The organism is Streptomyces sp. NPDC091289 (assembly GCF_044757365.1).
Classification (GTDB): domain Bacteria; phylum Actinomycetota; class Actinomycetes; order Streptomycetales; family Streptomycetaceae; genus Streptomyces.
Genome location: NZ_JBIVUT010000010.1, coordinates 110,946 through 130,331, shown reverse-complemented (window position 1 = coordinate 130,331; position 19,386 = coordinate 110,946). Strand labels below are relative to the sequence as shown.

The 19,386-nt window shown below is 71.9% G+C and carries 21 protein-coding genes; 8 read left to right on the top strand and 13 right to left on the bottom strand.

All coding sequences use genetic code 11. The features are described from left to right. Nucleotides 1-75 precede the first annotated feature (75 nt). The 8 genes from ACIQPT_RS15335 to ACIQPT_RS15300 form a co-directional block, all read right to left on the bottom strand. Nucleotides 76-480: a PPOX class F420-dependent oxidoreductase gene (locus ACIQPT_RS15335; RefSeq protein WP_401156151.1), complete on the bottom strand. Its 405-nt coding sequence runs from the start codon at nucleotides 478-480 to the stop codon at nucleotides 76-78. A gap of 51 nt (nucleotides 481-531) precedes the next feature. Beyond that, nucleotides 532-1,977 (bottom strand): MFS transporter, encoded by a 1,446-nt coding sequence (locus ACIQPT_RS15330; RefSeq protein WP_401156149.1) that lies wholly within the window; start codon nucleotides 1,975-1,977, stop codon nucleotides 532-534. After that, nucleotides 1,974-3,695 carry an ABC transporter permease subunit gene (locus ACIQPT_RS15325; RefSeq protein WP_401156147.1) on the bottom strand — a complete coding sequence of 574 codons (1,722 nt, stop codon included), beginning with the start codon at nucleotides 3,693-3,695 and terminating at the stop codon, nucleotides 1,974-1,976. The genes ACIQPT_RS15330 and ACIQPT_RS15325 overlap by 4 nt, the downstream gene beginning before the upstream one ends. A 4-nt stretch (nucleotides 3,696-3,699) precedes the next feature. Further along, on the bottom strand, nucleotides 3,700-5,253 hold the full coding sequence (locus ACIQPT_RS15320) for an ABC transporter substrate-binding protein (protein ID WP_401156145.1): 1,554 nt from the start codon (nucleotides 5,251-5,253) through the stop codon (nucleotides 3,700-3,702). 27 nt (nucleotides 5,254-5,280) lie between these two features. Further along, nucleotides 5,281-6,003 carry a GNAT family N-acetyltransferase gene (locus ACIQPT_RS15315; RefSeq protein ID WP_401156350.1) on the bottom strand — a complete coding sequence of 241 codons (723 nt, stop codon included), beginning with the start codon at nucleotides 6,001-6,003 and terminating at the stop codon, nucleotides 5,281-5,283. A gap of 74 nt (nucleotides 6,004-6,077) precedes the next feature. Next, the gene (gene ispF, locus ACIQPT_RS15310) at nucleotides 6,078-6,590 is read right to left on the bottom strand and encodes a 2-C-methyl-D-erythritol 2,4-cyclodiphosphate synthase (protein WP_401156144.1); all 513 of its coding nucleotides are present in this window, start codon (nucleotides 6,588-6,590) and stop codon (nucleotides 6,078-6,080) included. Then, the gene (gene ispD / locus ACIQPT_RS15305) at nucleotides 6,580-7,347 is read right to left on the bottom strand and encodes a 2-C-methyl-D-erythritol 4-phosphate cytidylyltransferase (protein WP_401156142.1); all 768 of its coding nucleotides are present in this window, start codon (nucleotides 7,345-7,347) and stop codon (nucleotides 6,580-6,582) included. The genes ispF and ispD overlap by 11 nt, the downstream gene beginning before the upstream one ends. A 329-nt stretch (nucleotides 7,348-7,676) precedes the next feature. Continuing rightward, the gene (locus ACIQPT_RS15300; protein ID WP_006380568.1) at nucleotides 7,677-8,159 is read right to left on the bottom strand and encodes a CarD family transcriptional regulator; all 483 of its coding nucleotides are present in this window, start codon (nucleotides 8,157-8,159) and stop codon (nucleotides 7,677-7,679) included. A gap of 690 nt (nucleotides 8,160-8,849) precedes the next feature. On the opposite strand from ACIQPT_RS15300, the gene ACIQPT_RS15295 reads away from it, so the two are divergent. After that, nucleotides 8,850-9,554 (top strand): DUF461 domain-containing protein, encoded by a 705-nt coding sequence (locus tag ACIQPT_RS15295; protein ID WP_401156140.1) that lies wholly within the window; start codon nucleotides 8,850-8,852, stop codon nucleotides 9,552-9,554. Nucleotides 9,555-9,729: 175 nt separating this feature from the next. Here ACIQPT_RS15295 and ACIQPT_RS15290 read toward each other — a convergent pair whose 3' ends face one another. Together ACIQPT_RS15290 and ACIQPT_RS15285 are read right to left on the bottom strand one after the other, a co-directional pair. Beyond that, nucleotides 9,730-10,410 carry a response regulator transcription factor gene (locus ACIQPT_RS15290; RefSeq protein ID WP_003968183.1) on the bottom strand — a complete coding sequence of 227 codons (681 nt, stop codon included), beginning with the start codon at nucleotides 10,408-10,410 and terminating at the stop codon, nucleotides 9,730-9,732. Further along, nucleotides 10,407-11,669, bottom strand: a complete 1,263-nt coding sequence (locus ACIQPT_RS15285; RefSeq protein ID WP_401156138.1) for a sensor histidine kinase — start codon at nucleotides 11,667-11,669, stop codon at nucleotides 10,407-10,409. Before ACIQPT_RS15285 ends, ACIQPT_RS15290 begins: the two co-directional genes overlap by 4 nt. A gap of 199 nt (nucleotides 11,670-11,868) precedes the next feature. On the opposite strand from ACIQPT_RS15285, the gene phoU reads away from it, so the two are divergent. Both phoU and ACIQPT_RS15275 read left to right on the top strand, forming a co-directional pair. Beyond that, nucleotides 11,869-12,546, top strand: a complete 678-nt coding sequence (phoU, locus tag ACIQPT_RS15280; protein ID WP_030590483.1) for a phosphate signaling complex protein PhoU — start codon at nucleotides 11,869-11,871, stop codon at nucleotides 12,544-12,546. Nucleotides 12,547-12,823: 277 nt separating this feature from the next. Continuing rightward, nucleotides 12,824-12,973 carry a hypothetical protein gene (locus tag ACIQPT_RS15275; RefSeq protein ID WP_401156136.1) on the top strand — a complete coding sequence of 50 codons (150 nt, stop codon included), beginning with the start codon at nucleotides 12,824-12,826 and terminating at the stop codon, nucleotides 12,971-12,973. A gap of 120 nt (nucleotides 12,974-13,093) precedes the next feature. On the opposite strand, the gene ACIQPT_RS15270 is transcribed toward ACIQPT_RS15275, so the two are convergent. Further along, on the bottom strand, nucleotides 13,094-14,437 hold the full coding sequence (locus tag ACIQPT_RS15270; protein WP_401156135.1) for an MDR family MFS transporter: 1,344 nt from the start codon (nucleotides 14,435-14,437) through the stop codon (nucleotides 13,094-13,096). Nucleotides 14,438-14,642: 205 nt separating this feature from the next. Between ACIQPT_RS15270 and ACIQPT_RS15265 the strand changes: the two genes are divergently transcribed. Beyond that, on the top strand, nucleotides 14,643-15,404 hold the full coding sequence (locus tag ACIQPT_RS15265; protein WP_007446449.1) for a phosphoglyceromutase: 762 nt from the start codon (nucleotides 14,643-14,645) through the stop codon (nucleotides 15,402-15,404). Nucleotides 15,405-15,517: 113 nt separating this feature from the next. Here ACIQPT_RS15265 and ACIQPT_RS15260 read toward each other — a convergent pair whose 3' ends face one another. Further along, nucleotides 15,518-16,270, bottom strand: a complete 753-nt coding sequence (locus ACIQPT_RS15260; RefSeq protein ID WP_401156133.1) for a class I SAM-dependent DNA methyltransferase — start codon at nucleotides 16,268-16,270, stop codon at nucleotides 15,518-15,520. Nucleotides 16,271-16,439: 169 nt separating this feature from the next. Between ACIQPT_RS15260 and ACIQPT_RS15255 the strand changes: the two genes are divergently transcribed. From ACIQPT_RS15255 to ACIQPT_RS15240, 4 genes are all read left to right on the top strand, one after another. After that, nucleotides 16,440-17,153, top strand: coding sequence for a class I SAM-dependent methyltransferase (locus tag ACIQPT_RS15255; protein WP_401156131.1), 714 nt, complete (start codon nucleotides 16,440-16,442; stop codon nucleotides 17,151-17,153). 58 nt (nucleotides 17,154-17,211) lie between these two features. Next, nucleotides 17,212-17,601: a hypothetical protein gene (locus tag ACIQPT_RS15250; RefSeq protein WP_401156130.1), complete on the top strand. Its 390-nt coding sequence runs from the start codon at nucleotides 17,212-17,214 to the stop codon at nucleotides 17,599-17,601. 139 nt (nucleotides 17,602-17,740) lie between these two features. Beyond that, entirely contained in the window at nucleotides 17,741-17,989 is a 249-nt protein-coding gene (locus ACIQPT_RS15245) for a hypothetical protein (protein ID WP_030590491.1), read from the top strand. Continuing rightward, nucleotides 17,986-18,228 carry a hypothetical protein gene (locus ACIQPT_RS15240; protein WP_401156128.1) on the top strand — a complete coding sequence of 81 codons (243 nt, stop codon included), beginning with the start codon at nucleotides 17,986-17,988 and terminating at the stop codon, nucleotides 18,226-18,228. The genes ACIQPT_RS15245 and ACIQPT_RS15240 overlap by 4 nt, the downstream gene beginning before the upstream one ends. Nucleotides 18,229-18,274: 46 nt before the next feature. Here ACIQPT_RS15240 and ACIQPT_RS15235 read toward each other — a convergent pair whose 3' ends face one another. Next, entirely contained in the window at nucleotides 18,275-19,102 is an 828-nt protein-coding gene (locus ACIQPT_RS15235) for a hypothetical protein (protein WP_401156126.1), read from the bottom strand. Between the last annotated feature and the right edge of the window lie 284 nt (nucleotides 19,103-19,386).

The following is a 19,386-nucleotide window of genomic DNA, read 5'->3' as shown; positions in this document are numbered from 1 at the left end:
ACTTTCTGGTACCGGGATGGCCCGAAGCGCCCCTGAGAGCGTTCTCCGGCCGTCCTCCGGCCGCCCTCCGGCGCTCTACAGGCTGCCGACGACCTTGCGCGGGGAGACGCGGACGACCACTCGGGGGTCGTCGGCGCCGGAGTTCGGGTTGAACTCGGCGTACGGCTTGCCGGTGTACTTCACCGAGAGCTCGTCGATCAGTTCCTGGCCGCCCTCCGTCGTGAGCGTCGCCTCGCCGCGGATCTCGGCGTAGGAGTAGGGGGCGTCGAAGGGCTGGACGACCACGGTGACGCGCGGGTCGCGGCGGAGGTTCTTCTCCTTGCGGCGGCCGACGGTGGTGGAGATCAGGACGTCGTCGCCGTCGCGCTTGACCCAGACCGGGGAGACCTGGGGGCTGCCGTCGGGCTGGATGGTGGCGATGTTGACGAACACGGGGCTGTCGAGCAGGTTCTTGAGCTCGGCGGAGAGTGCGGCGGTCATGCGTACGTCCTCCTGGGTGCGGTGGTGCGGTCCTGTGGTCCAGTGCTGCTCCTACCCGGCAACCGCGCCCGCCCCCGCTTCCTTCCCGCCTCGTCCCGCCGGAAGAGTGAACGCCAGTGCCGCCCCGGCCAGCGGGACCGCCGCCAGCACCGCCCACATGACGGGCGCGGGCGCGTCGAGCAGCGCGCCGGTCGCCGCGCTGCCCCCGAGGACGGCGATGCCGGATACGGAGGACAGCGCCCCGGTGGCCAGTCCGAGCTGCCGGTCCTCGACCAGGTCCGGCACCAGGCCCCGGGCGGCGGGGACCAGCAGCATCTGGCCCAGGGTGAGCAGGACGACGAGCGCGGCGCCGGGCAGCAGACCGCCGGGTCCGCCCGGCGTGAGCGGTACGGCGGCGAAGCCGGCGGCGACGACCGCGAGGCCGGTGACGAGCGCGGTGCGCGGGGCGATCCGGTGGGCGGACCAGCGGGTCAGCGGCAGCTGGGCGACGACGACGAGCAGCGAGGACAGGGCGAAGAGCCAGCCGAGCGCGGCCTGTGAGCCGGTGGCCCGTTCCACTTCGACGGGGAGGGAGAGGTAGAGCTGGTTGTAGGCGACGAGGTAGGTGGAGTAGGCGAGGCAGAGCAGCAGGAAGGGGCGGTTGGTGAACACCGCTCGCCAGGACGACCGCCCCGGTTGGGCCGTACGGGTGACGTCGTCCGGCACCCGGGGCCGTTCCGGCACCCGTTCCCGTTCCCGTTCCCGTACGCGGTCGGCTTCCGGGTTCCGGTCCCGGTCCCGTCCCCGTTCCCGTACGCGGTCGGCGCGCGGCATCAGGCGGGCGTGCCCGGCCAGTACGCCGACGAAGACGAGGGCCCCGGCGAGGCAGGCGGCCCGGAAGCCGCCGCCGAGGAGCAGGAGCAGTGAGCCGAGCAGGGGCCCGAGGAACGCCCCGGCCTGTCCGGCGGCGGAGAACAGGGCGAGGACGTGGGCGCGCGGGGTACCGGTGTCGCGTTCGTGCCGGACGGCCTCGCGGGCGGCCTCGGACTCGACGGCCGGGGAGAACAGGGCGGCGGCGAAGCCGATGAGGAGCACGGCGGCGATGACGGTGGCCGTGGATCCGGCGAGGGCGAGCCAGCCGAATCCGGCGATCCGCAGCGCACAGCCCACCAGGACGACGGGGCGCGGACCGTACCGGTCGGTGAGCGCGCCGCCGACGACGAACAGCCCCTGCTGGCTGAAGGTGCGCAGCCCGAGGACGAGCCCGACGAGCCAGCCCGCCATGCCGAGGCCGCTGCCGAGGTGGGTGGCCAGGTAGGGCAGGACGGCGTAGAAGCCGATGTTGAAGGCGAACTGGGTGGCGGTGAGGAGCCGGAGGTAGGGGGTGGGGGCACTCGCGAGCCGGGGGCGGGGGCGGGGGCGGGACTGGTGGCTCTCGGCAGGCGCATCGCCGGGCGCGGGCGTGGGCGCAGACCCGGGTGCGGGCGCGGGCACCGGCGCGGACTCGGGCCGGTTCACTTCAGGCCCGCCGGGGTGCGCCCGCGCACCGCTGCCGAGGTGAGGACGGCCAGGGTGCCGAGGACGGCGAGCGCGGCGGCGGGGGCGAGGACGGCCCACGGGGCGCGTTCCGCGTACGGCATGTTCTCCGACAACATCCGGCCCCACTCCGGCGCGGGAGCCTGTGTCCCGAGGCCGAGGAAGCCGAGGGAGGCGAGGGCCAGTGCGATGGCGGGGATACGGAGCAGAGCGTGGCGGGCCACCGGGGGCAGGACGCCGGGCAGGATGTGGCGGCGCAGCAGGTGGGCCCGGTCCGCGCCGAGGGCGACGGCGGCGGCGAGGTGCGGGGCCGCCTTCTCCTGGGCGTACAGCGCGGCGGTGTGCGCGGCGAGCGGGGCCCAGGCGACGGCTGCCACCGCCGCTGCGGCGCCCCAGGGGCCCGGCCCGGCGATGCCCGCGACGACGAGGCCGGCGAGCACGGCGGGGAGCGCGTTCGCGGTCTCGGTGAGCGCTCCGGCGCGGGCCGCCCCGAGGAGCAGGCCGAGGAGAAGGGTGACGGCTCCGACCGCTACGGCGGCCAGGGCGGTGCGGGCCGCGCCGTGGCCGAGGCGGGCGAGGACGTCGCGGCCGAGGTTGTCGGTGCCGAAGGGGTGCGCGGCGGATGGGCCGGCGAGGCGGGCGGCCGTGTCGACGTGGAGGGGGTCGCGCAGGAGGCCCGCGACGGTGACGGCGATGAGGAGGGCGCCGAGGACGAGGGCGGCGACGGCGAGCGACCGGCGGCCGGGGAGCCGGGGCGCGACGAGGGCGGGGAGTGCGCGGTCGGTGAGCGCGGGGCCGAGCAGCACGCGGACGGCGAGACGGGAGGCCAGGCCCGCGGCGACCCCGAGGAGCAGCAGGATCAGGACGGTCGCCTGGAGGACGGGCAGGTCCTGGGCGAGGGCGGCGGCCAGCGCCGTACCGCCGAGGCCGGGGATCGCGTACAGCGTCTCGACGGCGACGGCCCCGCCGGTCAGCCCGACCGCGACCAGGCCGAGCTGGGGCAGCAGGCCCGGCAGCGCCCGGCGCAGGGCGTGCCGGGCGACGGTCCGGCCCGGCAGTCCGCTCGCGGCGGCGGCCCGCGCCCAGGGTTCGGCGAACGCGCCGGGCAGGGCGTCGTCCAGCAGCCGGCCCAGCAACGCCCCCGCCGGTACGCCCATGGCGAGCGCGGGCAGCACGAGCTGGTCGGGCGCGCCCCAGCCGAGCGCCGGGAACCACCCGAGGTGCACGGCGAACACGGTGGCCAGGACGGCGGCGAGCAGGAACTCCGGCAGTGCGGCGAGCACCGCCGCGCCCGCTCCGGCGCGCACCCGGACGATCCGGCGCGCGGCCCCGCGCCGCAGGGTGGCCGCGCTCAGCGCGAGGGCGAGGAGCACGGCGACGGCGAGCGAGACGCCCATCAGGGTGAGGGAGTTGCCGAGGGCGGCCATGACGTCCGGTCCGACGGGCTGCCCGGAGACCCAGGAGGTGCCGAGGTCGCCCCGGAACAGTCCGCCGAGCCAGTCGCCGAGTACGGGGAGCGGGCCGCCGTCGAGTCCGGTCTCGGCGCGGATCGCGGCGAGGGTCTCGGGCGTCGGGGCCCGGTCGGCGTAGCGGGCGTGCAGGATCGTGCGGGCCGGGTCGGTCCGGGTCAGCCAGGGCAGCAGCCCGATCACCGCGACGACGGCGAGCAGCGTGCCGAGCCGTCCGGCGAGGTACTTCACGCGGTCACCCGATGCGGGTGTCGGCGGTGATGAGGGTGCGTTCCATCGGGTCGAGGGCGACGCCCCGGACGCGGGTGTCGTCGTATCCCTGCGTGAAGCGTTCGTGGACGAGCGGGACGAGGGCGTCGGAGCCGAGAATGGCGGCCTCGGCGGTCATCTCGGCCTGGTGGCGGGCGTCGGTGTCGGCGAGGGCGGCGGCCCGGTCGACGGCGGTGTCGACGGGCTTCGCGCAGAGCTGGGTGATGTTGAAGCTGCCGTCGCAGGTGAAGTCGGAGGCGAGGTAGGAGACCGGGTCGGCGGTGTCCAGGAGGGTGTTGCGGGCCTGGATGAACGCGTCGTACTTCCCGGCGAGCGCGTCGGCCTCCATCTGCGCGTAGTCGCGGACGACCTGCTTGACGGTGAAGCCGCGCTTCTCCAGCTGCTGCTGGACGACGGTGGCGACCTCGGGCAGCTCGGGCCGGTTGGTGTAGGTGGCGAGGGTGATCTGCTGCGTCTTCCTCACCTCGGCCGGGGCGGCGGCCTTCGCCCGGCCGGCGGGGGCGGTGCGCAGGTCGGCGGCCCAGGGGACGCCGGGGCCGAGCAGCCCCTGGGCGGTGTCGGCGCGGCCTTCGTAGACGCCGTCGACCAGGGCCTGGGAGTCGATGGCCTCGCGGGCGGCGGCGCGCACGGCCGGGTCGGCGAAGACGCCGCGGGCGGTGTTGAGGGAGAGGCCGTTGGTGCGGGCGGAGGGGAATTCGTGGACGAGCCCGTCCCCCAGCAGCGAGGCCTGCGAGATGGGGACGTACTCGGCGATGTCGACGTCCTTGGTCCGCAGCGCGTTGGCGCGGGCGGTGCCGTCGGCGACGAACTTCACGTCGGCGCCGGGGGCCTTCGCCCTGGAGCCCCAGTAGGTGTCGTTGCGCTCCAGGGTGGCGCTGACCGCGCCGTTGACCTTGGCAAGGGTGAAGGGTCCGGTGGCGTGCCCGGCGGGGTTCACCTTGGAGCCGTCCTGGTAGGCGGCGGCGGACAGGATGCTGAGGGAGGGGTTGGCGAGCCGCTGGGGCAGCAGCGGGTCGGCGTCCTTCGTCGTGATCCGTACGGTGCCCGCGCCCTCGGCGTCCGCGTCCCCGGCCGTCGCGGTGAGGGTGGTGTCGGACAGCACGCGGGGCTTGGGGGACGCCTTCTGTGCGGCGGCCAGTGAGCGGACCACGGCGGCGGCGTCGAGCTTCGTCCCGTCCTGGAAGACGGTGTCCTCGCGGACCGTGAACTCCCAGGCGCGGTCGCCGTCGCGCTTCCAGGAGGCGGCGAGCGCGGGCTTGGCCTCCCCGTCGCGGTCGAGCCGGGTGAGCCCCTCGACGACGGCGAGCCGGCTCAGGGTGACGGCGTCGTCGCCGTACGGGGACATGGCCTGGGCGGGCGGGAAGGCCATGGCCACCTTCAGCCGCTGGTCCCCGCCGGAGCCGCCGGAATCCGTGGACGAGGTGCAGGCGGTGGCGGCGGGCACGAGGAGCGCGGCGGCGGCGAGGGGCAGCGCGACGCGGCGGCGGTGGGGGCGGGGACGGGGACGGGAGGTGGGCATGACGGCGACCTTATATGAAAACGATTGTCATCTAACCGGCGGGGTGGCGGCCCGGGCGGGGGTGGCCTGGACGGCGCTTCCGGAAGCCGGAGCGACGACCCCGGGCATCGGCAGCTCGAAGTGGACGATCCCCTGCCCGCCGCCGGGCAGGGTCCGCTCGTCGCACACCTCGCGGGCCAGCGAGCGCCAGAAGGGCTCGGCGCCGGGCACGGCGGGGTCGGTGTGCAGGTACAGGGCGGTGTAGCCGCCTGCCCGGACCACGAACTCCCCCAGCTCGCGCACCAGTTGCCGGGCCAGCCCGTGCCTGCGGTGCTCGGGGCGCACATAGATCCGGCAGAGCTGGGCGGTGGACCCGGAGGGGAAGCGGTCGGCGACCCACTGCGGATTGGGCGGCGCCTGCGGTCCCCGGTCGCGTACGGCGCCGGTGGCGACGATCTCGCCGCGGTGCTCGACGACGAGCAGGGTGCAGCGCTCCGGGCGCAGGTAGGCGGCTTCGGGGTCGATGATGTCGGCGTGCCAGCGGGGTACGTAGCCGGACTTCAGGTCGCGGTAGACGGTGTCGAGCATCACGGCCCGCGCCCCACCGAGGTCGTCGGCGGTGGCGGTGCGCAGGACGTATCCGGTGTCCGCGCGACCCTCGCCGGCGGTCGGACCATCGGTCACGTCGCCGGTCACGTCGCCGGTCGGATCGCCGGCCCGGGCGGCCACCGTCCCCGTCATCACCGTGGTCGCGCTGGTCACCGGTACCACTCCCGCCTCGTGCCACACATCGCTTGCGTCTTCAGCGTACGTGCAAGTGATGTGCAGCAGGCGGCTGCGTACGGCTAGGAGGTGCGGTAGACCAGGGCGGTCGCGATGCCGGCGATGCCCTCGCCGCGACCGGTGAAGCCGAGCCCGTCGGAGGTGGCGGCCGAGAGCGAGACCGGGGCGCCCACCGCGTCGGACAGCACCTTCTGGGCCTCCTCGCGCCGCTTGCCGATCTTCGGGCGGAGGCCGACGACCTGGACGGCGACGTTCCCGATCTCGAAGCCCCCGGCGCGGACGATCCGGGCGGCTTCGGTGAGCAGCGTGATGCCCGCGGCGCCGGACCACTCGGGGCGGCCGGTGCCGAAGTGCTGCCCGAGGTCACCGAGGCCGGCGGCGGAGAAGAGCGCGTTGCAGGCGGCGTGCGCGACGACGTCGGCGTCCGAGTGACCGGCCAGGCCGGGGCCCTCGCCCTCCCACTTCAGGCCCGCGCACCACAGCTCGCGGCCCTCCTCGAAGGCGTGGATGTCGGTGCCGATGCCGACGAGCGGGATGACGGGGGCGGGCCCCGTCGCAGAGGTGTCAGAAACCATCGTTGGCCCTCCTGCGGGCGAGTACCGCTTCGGCCAGGACGAGATCGAGCGGCCGGGTCACCTTGAACGCCTCCTCGTGGCCGGGGACGACGACCACCGGCTGTCCGAGGCGTTCCACCATGCCCGCGTCGTCCGTGGCGCCCTCGCCGTCGACCGCGACCTCGGCGTGGGCCCGCACCAGCGTGTCCCGGTCGAAGCCCTGCGGCGTCTGCACCGCGCGCAGCCTGGCCCGTACGGGAGTGGCGAGCACCGGCTCGGGCTCGCCGGGCGTCCCGGCGGGCTCGACCTCCTTGACGGTGTCCGCGAGGGGCAGCGCGGGAACGACGGCGGGCGCTCCGTCCCGTACGGCGGCGGCGACCGCGTCGACCGTGTCGACCGGCACCAGGGGGCGGGCCGCGTCGTGGACCAGGACGACGGAGATGTCCTCGGGCAGCGCGTCGAGGCCCAGGCGCACGGACTCCTGGCGGGTCTCACCGCCCGGCACCACCAGATAGTCGGTGCGCTCGGGCAGCGCGTGCTCGTCCAGGAGGTGCTTCACCTCGGGCGCGCCGTCCGGCGGGGCGACGACCACGACGAGGGAGACGGCGCGGGACGCCGCCATGGCGCGAATGGCGTGAATCAGCATGGGCGTCCCACCGAGCACCCGCAGGGCCTTGGGCGCGCCCGGCCCGAGCCGCACGCCCCGCCCGGCGGCGGGAATCACCGCGGCGGTACGGGGAGGGCGCGGCCGGTCGGTCGGGGACGGTGTCGATGACATCGGTTGCACTCCGAAGGTCCGAAGGTTCGGCAGGTTTGTTTCCACGACCGACATGGGTAGGGGCCCAGCGAGCCGGGCGTGACGCCCTGACTCGCACCGGGCCCCTTCCGTGACCCGCCCGGTCGAGCACAGGTCGCATGTCGAGCACAGGTCGCATCGGGCGCTCACGCAACACCGGGGCCGTCGTCACCCACCGACGGTCTCCGCATACGTGGTTCCGGGTCCGGGTGTGTCTGGGTCCGAACATGCCGCAGCGCCCGACGACACAGCGTGAAAACGGCTGGTCAGCGGGCACCGCGGCACATTCATACGACCGGTGTGATCCGGTTTCAGGACGCGAGGACCTCGTCGAGCAGAGCCTCGGCCTTGTCCTCGTTCGTGTTCTCCGCGAGAGCGAGCTCGCTCACCAGGATCTGGCGGGCCTTGGCGAGCATGCGCTTCTCTCCGGCGGAGAGACCGCGCTCGCGCTCCCGACGCCACAGGTCACGCACTACTTCGGCGACCTTGATGACATCGCCGGAGGCGAGCTTTTCGAGATTTGCCTTGTAACGCCGGGACCAGTTCGTCGGCTCTTCGGCATACGGTGCGCGCAGCACCTCGAAGACCCGGTCCAGTCCCTCCTGCCCGACTACGTCGCGCACACCCACGAACTCCGCATTGTCCGCCGGCACACGAACCGTCAAGTCGCCCTGGGCGACCTTGAGCACCAAGTAGGTCTTGTCCACGCCTTTGATCTGGCGAGTTTCGATAGCCTCGATCAGCGCGGCCCCGTGATGGGGATAGACCACGGTGTCGCCAACCTTGAACGTCATGTGACAGGTACCCCTTCCGTGGCTATCCAGAGTAACACGAGAACGGCATCTCCTGAATGGCGTTTTCGCAGGTCAGGGCATATCTCGGGGCTTGACAACAGCGACACGTACGTGCTGCGGAAGGGTTCCGGAAGACGGTATTCGCAGGTCGGAGCCACTGTGCGCCCGGAGCGAAACATCCACGTCACACAGCCCGGAAGCCCTACAGAAGAGGGCGAAAGTCCCGTTTTGTCGGTTTGCAGATGGCGATCATTCCGTACTCCGTTCGGTGATCGCTCACCCGTACGGACGTAACTGCCGGGCCGCAATGAAATTGATCAAGCCACGTGCCGCCCGGCACCTTTCCGCCGCGCAGCGGGGAATGGAGAAGAAGCCGCGACACGGGCCGAAGAATTGATCACGCGGATTATGTGAACGGCACATGGCGTACCGGCCGGTAGAACACCTTGCGGGAACACCCGCGAGAACACCTGCGGGAACACCTGGCGGACCGTTCGGCGGGCTTGCCGGAGAACGGACGGTCCGACCGTGATCGACGAGAACCCGCCTAGAGGCGGGTCGGGTGCGGGGCGGGCCCGGCGGCTCGGTAGCCTAAGGCCGCTGACACACCCTCGGGGCGGCTCCACACCACCGCCCGACGCCTGACGTCCGAAGCCCGCAGATCCGATCGTTCAAGGAGTTGCCGCCGCCGTGAGCCGCAGCCTTCGACACGGCGCCCTCGCCGCCACCGCCACCGTGTTCTCGATCGTCTCCCTGTCCGCCTGTGCGGCGGGCAACAACGCCGAGACGCTCAAGGTCAGGCCGGACAACCCGGCCACCACGGTGGGCGACATCAAGATCCAGAACGTGAACGTGATCACGCAGCCCGACGCCGGCGCGGACGGCCCCGCCGTCGTCGCCGCGACGCTGTTCAACGAAGGCACCGAGCGCGAGGTGCTGGAAGCGGTGACGCTGCCCGGCAGCGACGTCGAGGTGAAGCTCCAGGCCGCCAAGGGCACGGGTCCCATCGTGGTCCCGGCCGGCGGCCAGGTCATCATCGGCGGCAAGGGCAACGCCGCCGCCGTGATCGAGAACAGCGGCGAGGCCGCGCGCAACGGCGACGTCCAGCAGGTCGTCTTCAAGCTCAGCCGGACCGGCGATGTCGGCCTCGGCGCCAGCGTCTTCCCGGCCGAGGGCTTCTTCAAGGACTTCGGCCCCAGCCCGAAGGCGGAGGCGCCCGCGCCGAAGCCGAGCCCGACCCCGTCGGGCGACGCGTCCGGCGAGGGCGAGACCCCCGGCGCGACCACGGGCGAGACGTCCGGTGCGCCGGCGAACGGCGCCGGCACCGAGGGCGCTCAGGGCGAGACGGGGACGCAGGGCGAGGGCGACGCCGCCTCGGTGCCCGCGGCCAACTGACGCGGCGGCTCCGGCCCCCGTTACGCAGGCACGGCCCGCAGACACCGGCCCGCAGACACACCAGCCGGCAGGCACACCGGCCCGCGGCACACCGGGGCGCACAGCACGCAGCACGCACGCCGAAGGGGCGCTTCCCGGCCGGGAAGCGCCCCTTCGGCATACGCGGCCTCGCGGTTTACGGCTCGAACTTGTACCCCAGGCCCCGCACGGTGACGAGGTAGCGCGGCGCGCCCGGGTCGGGCTCGATCTTGGCGCGCAGGCGCTTGACGTGGACGTCGAGGGTCTTGGTGTCGCCGACGTAGTCCGCGCCCCAGACCCGGTCGATGAGCTGCATCCGGGTCAGTACGCGGCCCGCGTTGCGCAGCAGCATCTCCAGCAGGTCGAACTCCTTGAGCGGGAGGTCGACCTTGCCGCCGGAGACGGTGACCACGTGCCGGTCCACATCCATCCGGACCGGGCCCGCCTCCAGAGCGGCCGGGGTGACCTCCTCCGGCTCCCCGCGGCGGCGCAGGACGGCCCGGATGCGGGCGACGAGCTCCCGGGAGGAGAAGGGCTTGGTGACGTAGTCGTCGGCTCCTATTTCCAGCCCCACGACCTTGTCGATCTCGCTGTCCTTGGCGGTGACCATGATCACCGGAACGTTGGAGCGGCTGCGGAGCTGGCGGCACACCTCGGTGCCGGGCAGGCCGGGCAGCATCAGGTCGAGCAGGACCAGGTCGGCGCCGTTGCGCTCGAACTCGTCCAGCCCGTCGGGGCCGGTCGCCGCGATGGCGACCTCGAAACCTTCCTTGCGCAGCATGTAGGACAGGGCGTCGCTGAAGGATTCCTCATCCTCGACGACAAGCACTCGGGTCACGGAAGAGCCTCCGGGGCAGGGAAGGGGTCAAAGGTGTCGGTCTCGTACGGCCCCTCGTCGTCGCCGTTGACGATAAGCGGTCCGCCGGTGGTGCGCTCCCTCGTGACGCCCGATTCGGGCAGCCGGAGGGTGAAGGTGGAGCCCTGTCCCTCGGAGCTCCAGACGGTGACCTCCCCGCCGTGCGAGGCGGCCACGTGTTTGACGATGGCGAGGCCGAGACCGGTGCCACCGGTGGCCCGTGAGCGGGCGGGGTCGACGCGGTAGAACCGCTCGAAGACCCGTTCGCGGTCCTTCTCGGAGATGCCGATCCCCTGGTCGGTGACGGCTATCTCGATGAGGTCCCCGCCGGGTGACGCCATCCGCCGTGCGGCGATGCCGACGCGGGTGTGGGCGGGGCTGTAGTTGACGGCGTTCTCGACGAGATTGCCGAGCGCGCCGACGAGCTGGCCGCGGTTGCCCCAGACCGTGAGGCCCTCGGCTCCCGCGGAGGCCATGGTGATCTGCTTCGAGCCGGCCTGCTGGCGGCAGCGGTCGATCGCCTCGGCGACCAGCGTCTCCACCTTGACCGGCTCGGCGTCCTCCAGCGGGTCGTCGTTCTGCACCCGGGAGAGGTCGATGAGCTCCTGGACGAGGTTGGTCAGCCGGGTCGCCTCGATCTGCATCCGCCCGGCGAACCGCTCCACCGCCTCCGGGTCGTCGGAGGCGTCCATGACCGCTTCGGAGAGCAGGGAGAGCGCTCCGGTCGGCGTCTTGAGCTCATGGCTGACGTTGGCGACGAAGTCGCGCCGTACCGCTTCTATCCGGCGGGCCTCGGTGAGGTCCTCGACGAGCAGCAGCACCAGCCGCGAGCCCAGCGGGGCGACCCGGGCGGAGACGGCGAGGGTGTCGCCCCGGCCCGTGCCGCGCCGGGGCAGGTCCAGCTCGCCCTGGCGTATCTCCCCGTCCCGCCGGGTGTCCCTGGCCATGTTGAGCATGGGCTCGACGGCCAGCCGGCCGCCCCTGACCAGGCCCAGGGCGTACGCCGCGGAGCTGGCCTTGACCACGCTGTCGCTCTCGTCGAGGACGACGGCGGAGGAGCTGAGGACGGAGAGGACGGTGTCCACTCCGGGGGGCAGGGCGGCGTTGCTGTCCGGCCGCAGCGACGTACGCGTGGGCCGTTTCAGGTCGCGTTCGCTCCAGCGGAACGCCAGCATGGCGATCACACCGGTCAACAGCCCGGCGATCGCTGCAGCTGCGGCGACCGCCGCGTTCACGTCCATGCTTCAAGGTTATGCGGGTGCGACGACTCCCTCCCAGCCGTCCGAGTGCCTTCTCGAACACTCGTCGCCCAGAGTTCACCGAGGGGATGGGGTCGGTTCACTTAGGGGGTCGGATCCGGACGCGTTGCGCCCCCACCGTGTAACCGTGGGGGTCGGTCCGAGACCCCGGCCTCAGTTTGGAACTGGAGAGGGACTTCCCATGCGCGACGCTTACCACGAGGAACTCGATTCGATCGGAGAAGGCCTGGTCGAGATGGCCAGGCTGGTCGGCTCGGCGATCGGACGGGCGACCACGTCCATGCTCGACGCCGACCTGACGCTGGCCGAGAACGTGATCGCCGGCGACCAGAAGGTCGACGACCTCCAGCACGACCTGGAGGCCCGCGCCATCGCGCTCCTCGCCCGCCAGCAGCCGGTGGCGACCGACCTGCGCATCGTGGTGACCTCGCTGCGGATGAGCGCCGACCTGGAGCGCTCGGGCGACCTCGCCCAGCACGTGGCGAAGCTGGCCCGGCTGCGCTTCCCGCAGGCGGCGGTCCCGCACGACCTGCACGCCACCATTCTGGAGATGGGCCAGCTCGCCCAGCGCCTGATGGCCAAGGCGGCCGAGGTCATCATCACCAAGGACGTCGATCTGGCGCTCCAGCTGGAGCAGGACGACGACGAGATGGACCTGCTGCACCGCACGCTGTTCCAGCACCTGATGGACGACCGCTGGAAGCACGGCATCGAGACGGCCGTCGACGTGACGCTGCTGGGCCGCTACTACGAGCGCTTCGCCGACCACGCGGTGTCGGTCGCCAAGCGCGTGGTCTACCTGGTGACGGGCGAGCACGCGGACGAGATCCAGGCGGCGGCCCCGGTCGAGGGCGCGTAAGGACGGGTAGGGCGCGTAAGGGCGCGAGAGGCCCGGCGTAACGGCCACTCCGGTACGCCGACCTCGTACCGGAGCACGCCGGCCTCGTACCGGAGCACGCCGGCCTCGTACCGGGGCGTCACCTGCCTCGTACCGGAGCGTCACCGGCGTACGCGAGTCGCACATACGTTCCTGCTCGCGTGCGCCGTTGATGCGCCTGCCGGGATGGGCATGCAATGGGGCGGGGGCGGTGCACCATGCCGACGGCCGCCCCAGCCGTACGCCCTGAGGAGGGACCATGGCCGATTCCCCCATGACCGAACCCCAGCAGGAGACCCCGACCGAAGTGGTGCACCGAGGTGTACTCGGCGCCTGCGGCTGCGGCTCGGGCTGCGGGTGCGGCTGCCAGTCCGGTGCCCCGTGCCAGTGCGGCGGCTGCTCCGGCTGACCCGCGCAGCGTACGAAACGGACGGCGCCCGCCCGGAGGAATCCGGACGGGCGCCGCAGCCGTGGCCGTACCCGTGCCCGTACCCGTACCCGTACCCGCACGAGGATCGCGTGGGCGGGCTCAGCAGGCCCGTTCCGCCGCCGCCACCGCCGCCGCGGGTGCGGCCTCCGGCTCGGCCTGGTCCGGCCGGGCCTGGGCCGGGACGGGCGCCGGCTCGGGCAGGGTGTCCGCCCCGTCCCCGTCATGCTCCTCGCGCGGCAGGTTGCGCATCAGCAGCCAGTAGCCGAGGCCGGCGACGGTGCCGATCACGGCGCAGATGCCCCAGAGCCAGGAGGCGCCGTAGTGGTCGATCACGAAGCCGGACATCAGCGGCGCGACGAGCGCGGCCACCGACCACGACATCGTGTACATGCCCTGGTAGCGGCCCCGGCCCCGGGCGGGCGACAGCTGCACGACCAGACCCGTCTGGGTGGGCGCGTTCACGATCTCGGCCAGCGTCCAGACGCACACCGTCAGGGCGTACGCGGCGACCGACCCGGCGAAGGCGGTGAGCCCGTAGCCGTACCCGGCGAGCAGCGAGGAGAGGATCAGCAGCCGGCGCGGGTCGCGGTGCTGGATGAAGCGGGTGACGGGGATCTGGAGGACCACGATCAGCACGCCGTTGACGGCGATGGCGGTACCGAAGTCGGAGCTGGACAGCCCGTCCGTACCCATCGCCACCGGCAGCGCCACGTACCCCTGCTGGAAGATCAGCGCCACCAGGAACGACAGCCCCACGACGCCCATGAAGCGCCCGTCGCGCAGGACGGTGGTCAGCCGCACCTCGTCCTTGGGCCGCTTGCCGCCGACGGTCTTCACGACCGCTTCCGCGGGCCGTGACTCCGGCACCTTCAGGAAGACGAGAACGGCGCACACGAGCGTCATCAGGGCCTCGCCGATGAAGCCGGCGAGGTAGCTGTACTCGGCGATGAACCCGGCCCCGGCGGCGGAGATCGCGAAGCCGAGGTTGATGGCCCAGTAGTTGAGCGAGAAGGCCCGGACCCGGTCCTTCGGGGGCACGATGTCCGCCATCATCGCCTGGACGGCGGGGCGGGAGGCGTTGCTCGCCATGCCGACGAAGAACGCCACGGTGGCGATGGCGAAGGGATGCACCATGAACCCGAGCACGGCCACCGACACCGCGGTGGAGACCTGGGCGATCAGCATGGTGGGCCGCCGCCCGAGCCGGTCGGTCATCACGCCCGCGCCGAGCGAGGAGATGACCCCGCCGAGCCCGTGGAGGGCGGCGACGAGCCCGGCGTACGAGGCGGAGTAGCCCCGGTCCAGGGTCAGATACAGGGCCATGAAGGTCGCGACGAACGCCCCGAGGCGGTTGACCAGGGTGCTGGTCCACAGCCACCAGAACTCGCGGGGCATCCCCGAGACGGTCTCGCGGGCGGCTGTGCGCAGACCGGCGACGGACATAAGGATTCCCCCCACGGGACGTACGGAACAAGGCCTCGGGTAATACCCCCGACGACGATCGAGACATTACGAAGCCCGGCTCCTCGCCCGCCACCGGATTGACGCCCCCCGTCAATCGACCGGCCGCCGGGCCCTCCCGGACCGGCCCTGTCCGCGGTGCGGGCGGGCGCGCGGAGGCCGCACGGGTTCGATTACGCTCGGACTCATGGCCGACGCACCGTACAAGCTGATCCTCCTCCGCCACGGCGAGAGCGAATGGAACGCGAAGAACCTGTTCACCGGTTGGGTGGACGTCAACCTCACCGAAAAGGGCGAGAAGGAAGCAGTCCGCGGCGGTGAGCTGCTCAAGGACGCCGGTCTGCTCCCCGACGTCCTGCACACCTCCCTCCAGCGCCGCGCGATCCGGACCGCCCAGCTGGCCCTGGAGTCCGCCGACCGCCTCTGGATCCCGGTCCGCCGCTCCTGGCGCCTGAACGAGCGCCACTACGGCGCGCTCCAGGGCAAGGACAAGGCGCAGACGCTCGCCGAGTTCGGCGAGGAGCAGTTCATGCTGTGGCGCCGCTCGTACGACACCCCGCCGCCGCCGCTGGCCCGCGACGACGAGTACAGCCAGTTCGACGACCCGCGCTACGCGACGCTCCCGCCCGAGGTGCGCCCGGACACGGAGTGCCTGAAGGACGTCGTCGTCCGCATGCTCCCGTACTGGTTCGACAACATCGTCCCGGACCTCCTCACGGGCCGCACGGTCCTGGTCGCCGCCCACGGCAACAGCCTGCGCGGTCTGGTGAAGCACCTGGACGGCATCTCGGACGAGGACATCTCGGGCCTCAACATCCCGACCGGCATCCCGCTCTCCTACGAGCTGGACGCCGACTTCAAGCCGCTGAAGCCGGGCGGCACGTACCTCGACCCGGACGCGGCGAAGGCCGCCATCGAGGCCGTGAAGAACCAGGGCAAGAAGAAGTAGCCCGCCCTCGCCTTCTCACCGAGCCCCCTGCTCCGCGGACCGCGAGGCAGGGGGCTCGTCGGCGCTCCGGACCGCCGCAGCTCCGGGCCGGCGGTGCTCCGGGCCAACGGGTCTCAGACCGGCTTGCGCCATACGGAGATGTGTTTGCCGGAGTCATCGGTGAACGGTGACCCGTCCCAGTCCGCGACGCGGCGTTCCAGGTCCAGCCCCGCGATACGGGCCATCAGGTCGAGCTCGGCGGGCCAGGCGTACCGGTGCCGGGAGGCGCCTCGGCGATAGTGGCCGTCCTCGCCGTCACCCTCGGCTTCACGGGTGAAGTGGTGCGAGACGAGGATCTGTTCGACCAGATCGAAGGTGTCGAAGCCGAGATGCCGCTCGGATACGTCGAACGGCACCGCGACCTGCCCGGGCGGCAGGAACCGCAGCGGCGGCACGCCGAGTTCGATGACGAACCGGCCGCCGGGGGCCAGGTGGCGGGCCGCGTTGCGGAAGCACGCGACCTGTTCGTCCTGGGTGAGCAGGTTCGAGATGGTGTTGTAGACGAGGTAGACCAGGGTGAACTCGCCGGGGACGACGGTGGTGGCCATGTCCCCGATGACCACCGGGAGAGTGTCCTCGTCGACCTTGCGGCGGAGGACCGCCGCCATGGGCTCGGACAGTTCGATGCCCACGACCGGCACGCCGCGCTCCCGGAGCGGCACGCCCACGCGCCCGGTGCCGATGGCGAACTCCAGGGCGCGGCCGTCTCCGGCGAGTTGGGTGAGGAAGTCGAGGGTGGGTTCAAGGACGGCGGCCGAGGAGTTCTCGGCCTCCTCGGCGTCGTAGCGGTCGGCGGTCGCTCGGGTCCACAGTTCGCTGCTCGTCACGGGCGACCACTCTGCCGCGAGCCCGGAGGCCCTGTCGAAGTGTTTAGGGGCGACTCCCCCACACGGACGCAGCCAAGTCGACCTGGGCTACGTTGACCCCGAAGCACTGGGCCGAGCCCGAGAAGATGCCGAGCATGCTGCTGACCTCCCCCGAATCGAAACGACACGGATGGAAGCGACGAATCTCTTCTACCGGGACCCGGCGCTGTACGACCTGGCCCAGGCGGACAGTACTTCCGCCGCCGCGTGCAGGAGCCTGATCGAGCGCCATGCCCCGGAAGCAGCAAGTCTGATCGACTTCGGATGCGGCACAGGGCGGGATATGGCGCTCCTCTCGGAGCACTACGCGTGTGTCGGAGTGGATCTGCAACCGGCGATGGTCGAGCACGCTCGCCTCGTACGCCCAGGGCTCGATGTCCGCCTGGGCGACATGCGCACGGTCAGGCTCCCGGAGCGCGCGGACGTTGTGGTCTGCCTGGGCAATTCACTCGCCTACGTCCATGACAACGACGGCATTGCCCAAGCGTTCGACACGTTCGCCGCGCACGTCCGGCCCGGCGGTCTCCTTGTGCTCTGCTCTCCGGTGTCGCCGGTCCTCCGCAAGGAAGCAATGCGAGCGGAAATCGCTGTCCCGGAGGGCGTCGCTCAGGTCACCTTCACTTACGCGTGGGATCTCCGCACGCAGATCAACACCATGTGCAGGGTCTGGCCGCTCCCCTCCGGGACCGAGGTCGAGGACGAAATCCACCGCCGTGTGCTGTTTCCGCTCGAGCTGGAAAGGTACGCCTCCATCGCCGGCTTCGAAATCCTCACCATGGAGGACGAGACGGGCGGAGAACTGGTCGGCTCCTCCGCCTACACGGTGGCCCGGCGCACGCGGTGACGACATTCCGGGACCGTCCGGGCAAGCGTTGTCAGTGCCCCCTGCCACGATGGTCGCCATGACCGTCTACCTGCTCTCCGGCATCGAACAGGCCATCCGCAGCAGTTGGAGCGCCGAGACCTGCACCCCGGAGTACCGCGACCGCTGGACTCCGGACAATCCGGCGCGGGATCAGTGCGGGGTGACCGCCATGGTGGTCAACGATCTGCTCGGCGGGGAGCTGATCCGGGGCGAGGTGCATGTCGACGGGGTGCGCATCGACTTCCACTGGTGGAACCGCCTGGGCATGGGTGTGGAGATCGATCTGACGCGGGAGCAGTTCGGGCCCGAGGAGGTCGTCGTCGGCGGTGAGGTCATCGTGCGGCCGCCCGTGAGCGAGTGGCGGCGGCTTCAGGGGGAGTACGCGATCCTGCGCGACCGGGTCGCGGAGAGGCTCGGGCGGAGCTGAGCGCGAAGTACCGCCTCCCACCTGATCCGTGGCCGATCCGTGCCCGCCCGAGTCGGCCGGAATGCCCCTCGTACGCATTACGGTGGGCCCATGTCGTCGTCCGTCTGCTTCCAGGGCAAGGAGATCGAGGAGAGCGATCATGGGTGAGTCTCTGAAGACCTTCGTCGGCGGTGCCGAGGTCGACGTGCCCAACAGCATTCCGGACATCCGGGCCGCGCTGCCCGAGGAGAGACGCGAGGAGTTCGATCTCGCGATCAACGAGGCCGGGGTGCACGAGATTCAGGCCGTCATGCGGCACTGGATGCTGGAGGCCGTCCCCGATCCCGAGGCCGAGAAGATCCTGGACCGGCTGGCGCAGGACGAGGCCGAGAGGCGGAGCGTCGCTTGAGCTTCCGCATCTCCTATGCACCGCCCGCCGACGACACCCTGGCCAAGATGCGCGGCGGCGAGTCCTTCCGGGACGAGATGGCCCGCACCCTCGGCGTGGAGCCGTACGGCCACGCCTCCTCCGCCGTCAAGAGCGAACGGGACCGGCGCGAGGCGACCGTCTCCGGGGCCATCGTCCTCTACTACGTCTCCCGGTCCGTCCTGACCGTCACTGTCGTCCGCCTCGTGCCCCTGCCCTGAGCGAGGACGCCCCGAGCGAGGAGGGCAGGGGCACGGCGGCCGTGCGTCAGGCGAGCTTCTTGTCCTGCGCCGCCACGACCTCCGCCGGCACCTCGAACTTCACGTCGCCGCCCGCCGCCGCCAGGTTGAAGGCGAAGAACGTCGCCACGGTGCCCTCCTTGCGGAGCGCCACCAGCTTGAACGGGGCCTGGTCGCCGTCGTCCTCGGAGGTGACCGTCCACGCCGCGGACTCGTCGCCGCCGGTGACCTTCTCCTCCGTGACCGAGGCGACCTTCGTCGGCGTACCGGCGACCGTGGCGGTGAAGCCGCCCGCGCAGTCCGCCGCGGCCTTCTTCAGCGCGGCGAACGCGTCCGGGCCCGCCGTCCCCTCGTACGCGTTCAGCGCGACGAACGTGGACGTCAGGTTGAAGGCGTTCTTGAACGCGTCCTCGGCCTCACCGTCCGCCAGGTCCTCCAACGACTTCTTGCCGTCGGTCTTCTTCGGCTCGTCGATCACCTTGCGCTTCGTGGTGGCCACCGAACCCTCCTGCGCCACGCCGTACATGGCGTGGGCGACCGGCAGGCACTCCTTCTTGTCGACGGTCACGCTGTCCGCCGGGACCTCGTCGTCCGGACCGGCCTTGGTGACCTTGCGGCCCTCCACATCGCCCTGGGCGAGCGTGGCCGTCTCCAGTTCGGCGGCGGTGAGCGCCTTGGCCGGGGCCTTCGGGGCCTTCGGGTCCTTCGGGGCCGAGCTGCTCCCGCCCGCTGCGCCCTTGTCGTCCTTCCCGTCCTTGGCGTCGGCGTCCGACGAGCCGCCGCAGGCGGTGACCAGCAGGGCGAGGGCGGCCGCGGAGGCGGCGAGGGCGGTACGGCGTACGGCAGTGGCGCGCATGGTTCTACTTCCTGCAATCTCCGGTTCGGGAGCAACAGTCCCTCCCCCGCACGGCACTTCGACGCCGTCTGGGACGGGCCGTCGCAGTGATCACACTTTACGATCGAACCTGTGAGCGATGACCGGTCCAGCGGCCCCACCTGTGATCGTGATTCTGCTGTGATCATCCTGTGAACGCACTGTGCGGAACCGCAGTGCAACCCTCCCGTGCGCGACCGTCGCAGCCCCGTACACCCCGTCGCGCACCACCGCCCCCGCCCCCGCCCCCGCAGCCGAAAGGGCGT

What these genes read in the sequence shown, in the direction of transcription:
- ACIQPT_RS15335 (WP_401156151.1), bottom strand. Translation starts at nt 480, where the DNA reads ATGACCGCCGCACTCTCCGCCGAGCTCAAGAACCTGCTCGACAGCCCC.
- ACIQPT_RS15320 (WP_401156145.1), bottom strand. Translation starts at nt 5,253, where the DNA reads ATGCCCACCTCCCGTCCCCGTCCCCGCCCCCACCGCCGCCGCGTCGCG.
- ispF (WP_401156144.1), bottom strand. Translation starts at nt 6,590, where the DNA reads ATGGTTTCTGACACCTCTGCGACGGGGCCCGCCCCCGTCATCCCGCTC.
- ispD (WP_401156142.1), bottom strand. Translation starts at nt 7,347, where the DNA reads ATGTCATCGACACCGTCCCCGACCGACCGGCCGCGCCCTCCCCGTACC.
- ACIQPT_RS15300 (WP_006380568.1), bottom strand. Translation starts at nt 8,159, where the DNA reads ATGACGTTCAAGGTTGGCGACACCGTGGTCTATCCCCATCACGGGGCC.
- ACIQPT_RS15285 (WP_401156138.1), bottom strand. Translation starts at nt 11,669, where the DNA reads ATGGACGTGAACGCGGCGGTCGCCGCAGCTGCAGCGATCGCCGGGCTG.
- phoU (WP_030590483.1), top strand. Translation starts at nt 11,869, where the DNA reads ATGCGCGACGCTTACCACGAGGAACTCGATTCGATCGGAGAAGGCCTG.
- ACIQPT_RS15275 (WP_401156136.1), top strand. Translation starts at nt 12,824, where the DNA reads ATGGCCGATTCCCCCATGACCGAACCCCAGCAGGAGACCCCGACCGAA.
- ACIQPT_RS15270 (WP_401156135.1), bottom strand. Translation starts at nt 14,437, where the DNA reads ATGTCCGTCGCCGGTCTGCGCACAGCCGCCCGCGAGACCGTCTCGGGG.
- ACIQPT_RS15265 (WP_007446449.1), top strand. Translation starts at nt 14,643, where the DNA reads ATGGCCGACGCACCGTACAAGCTGATCCTCCTCCGCCACGGCGAGAGC.
- ACIQPT_RS15255 (WP_401156131.1), top strand. Translation starts at nt 16,440, where the DNA reads ATGGAAGCGACGAATCTCTTCTACCGGGACCCGGCGCTGTACGACCTG.
- ACIQPT_RS15250 (WP_401156130.1), top strand. Translation starts at nt 17,212, where the DNA reads ATGACCGTCTACCTGCTCTCCGGCATCGAACAGGCCATCCGCAGCAGT.
- ACIQPT_RS15245 (WP_030590491.1), top strand. Translation starts at nt 17,741, where the DNA reads ATGGGTGAGTCTCTGAAGACCTTCGTCGGCGGTGCCGAGGTCGACGTG.
- ACIQPT_RS15235 (WP_401156126.1), bottom strand. Translation starts at nt 19,102, where the DNA reads ATGCGCGCCACTGCCGTACGCCGTACCGCCCTCGCCGCCTCCGCGGCC.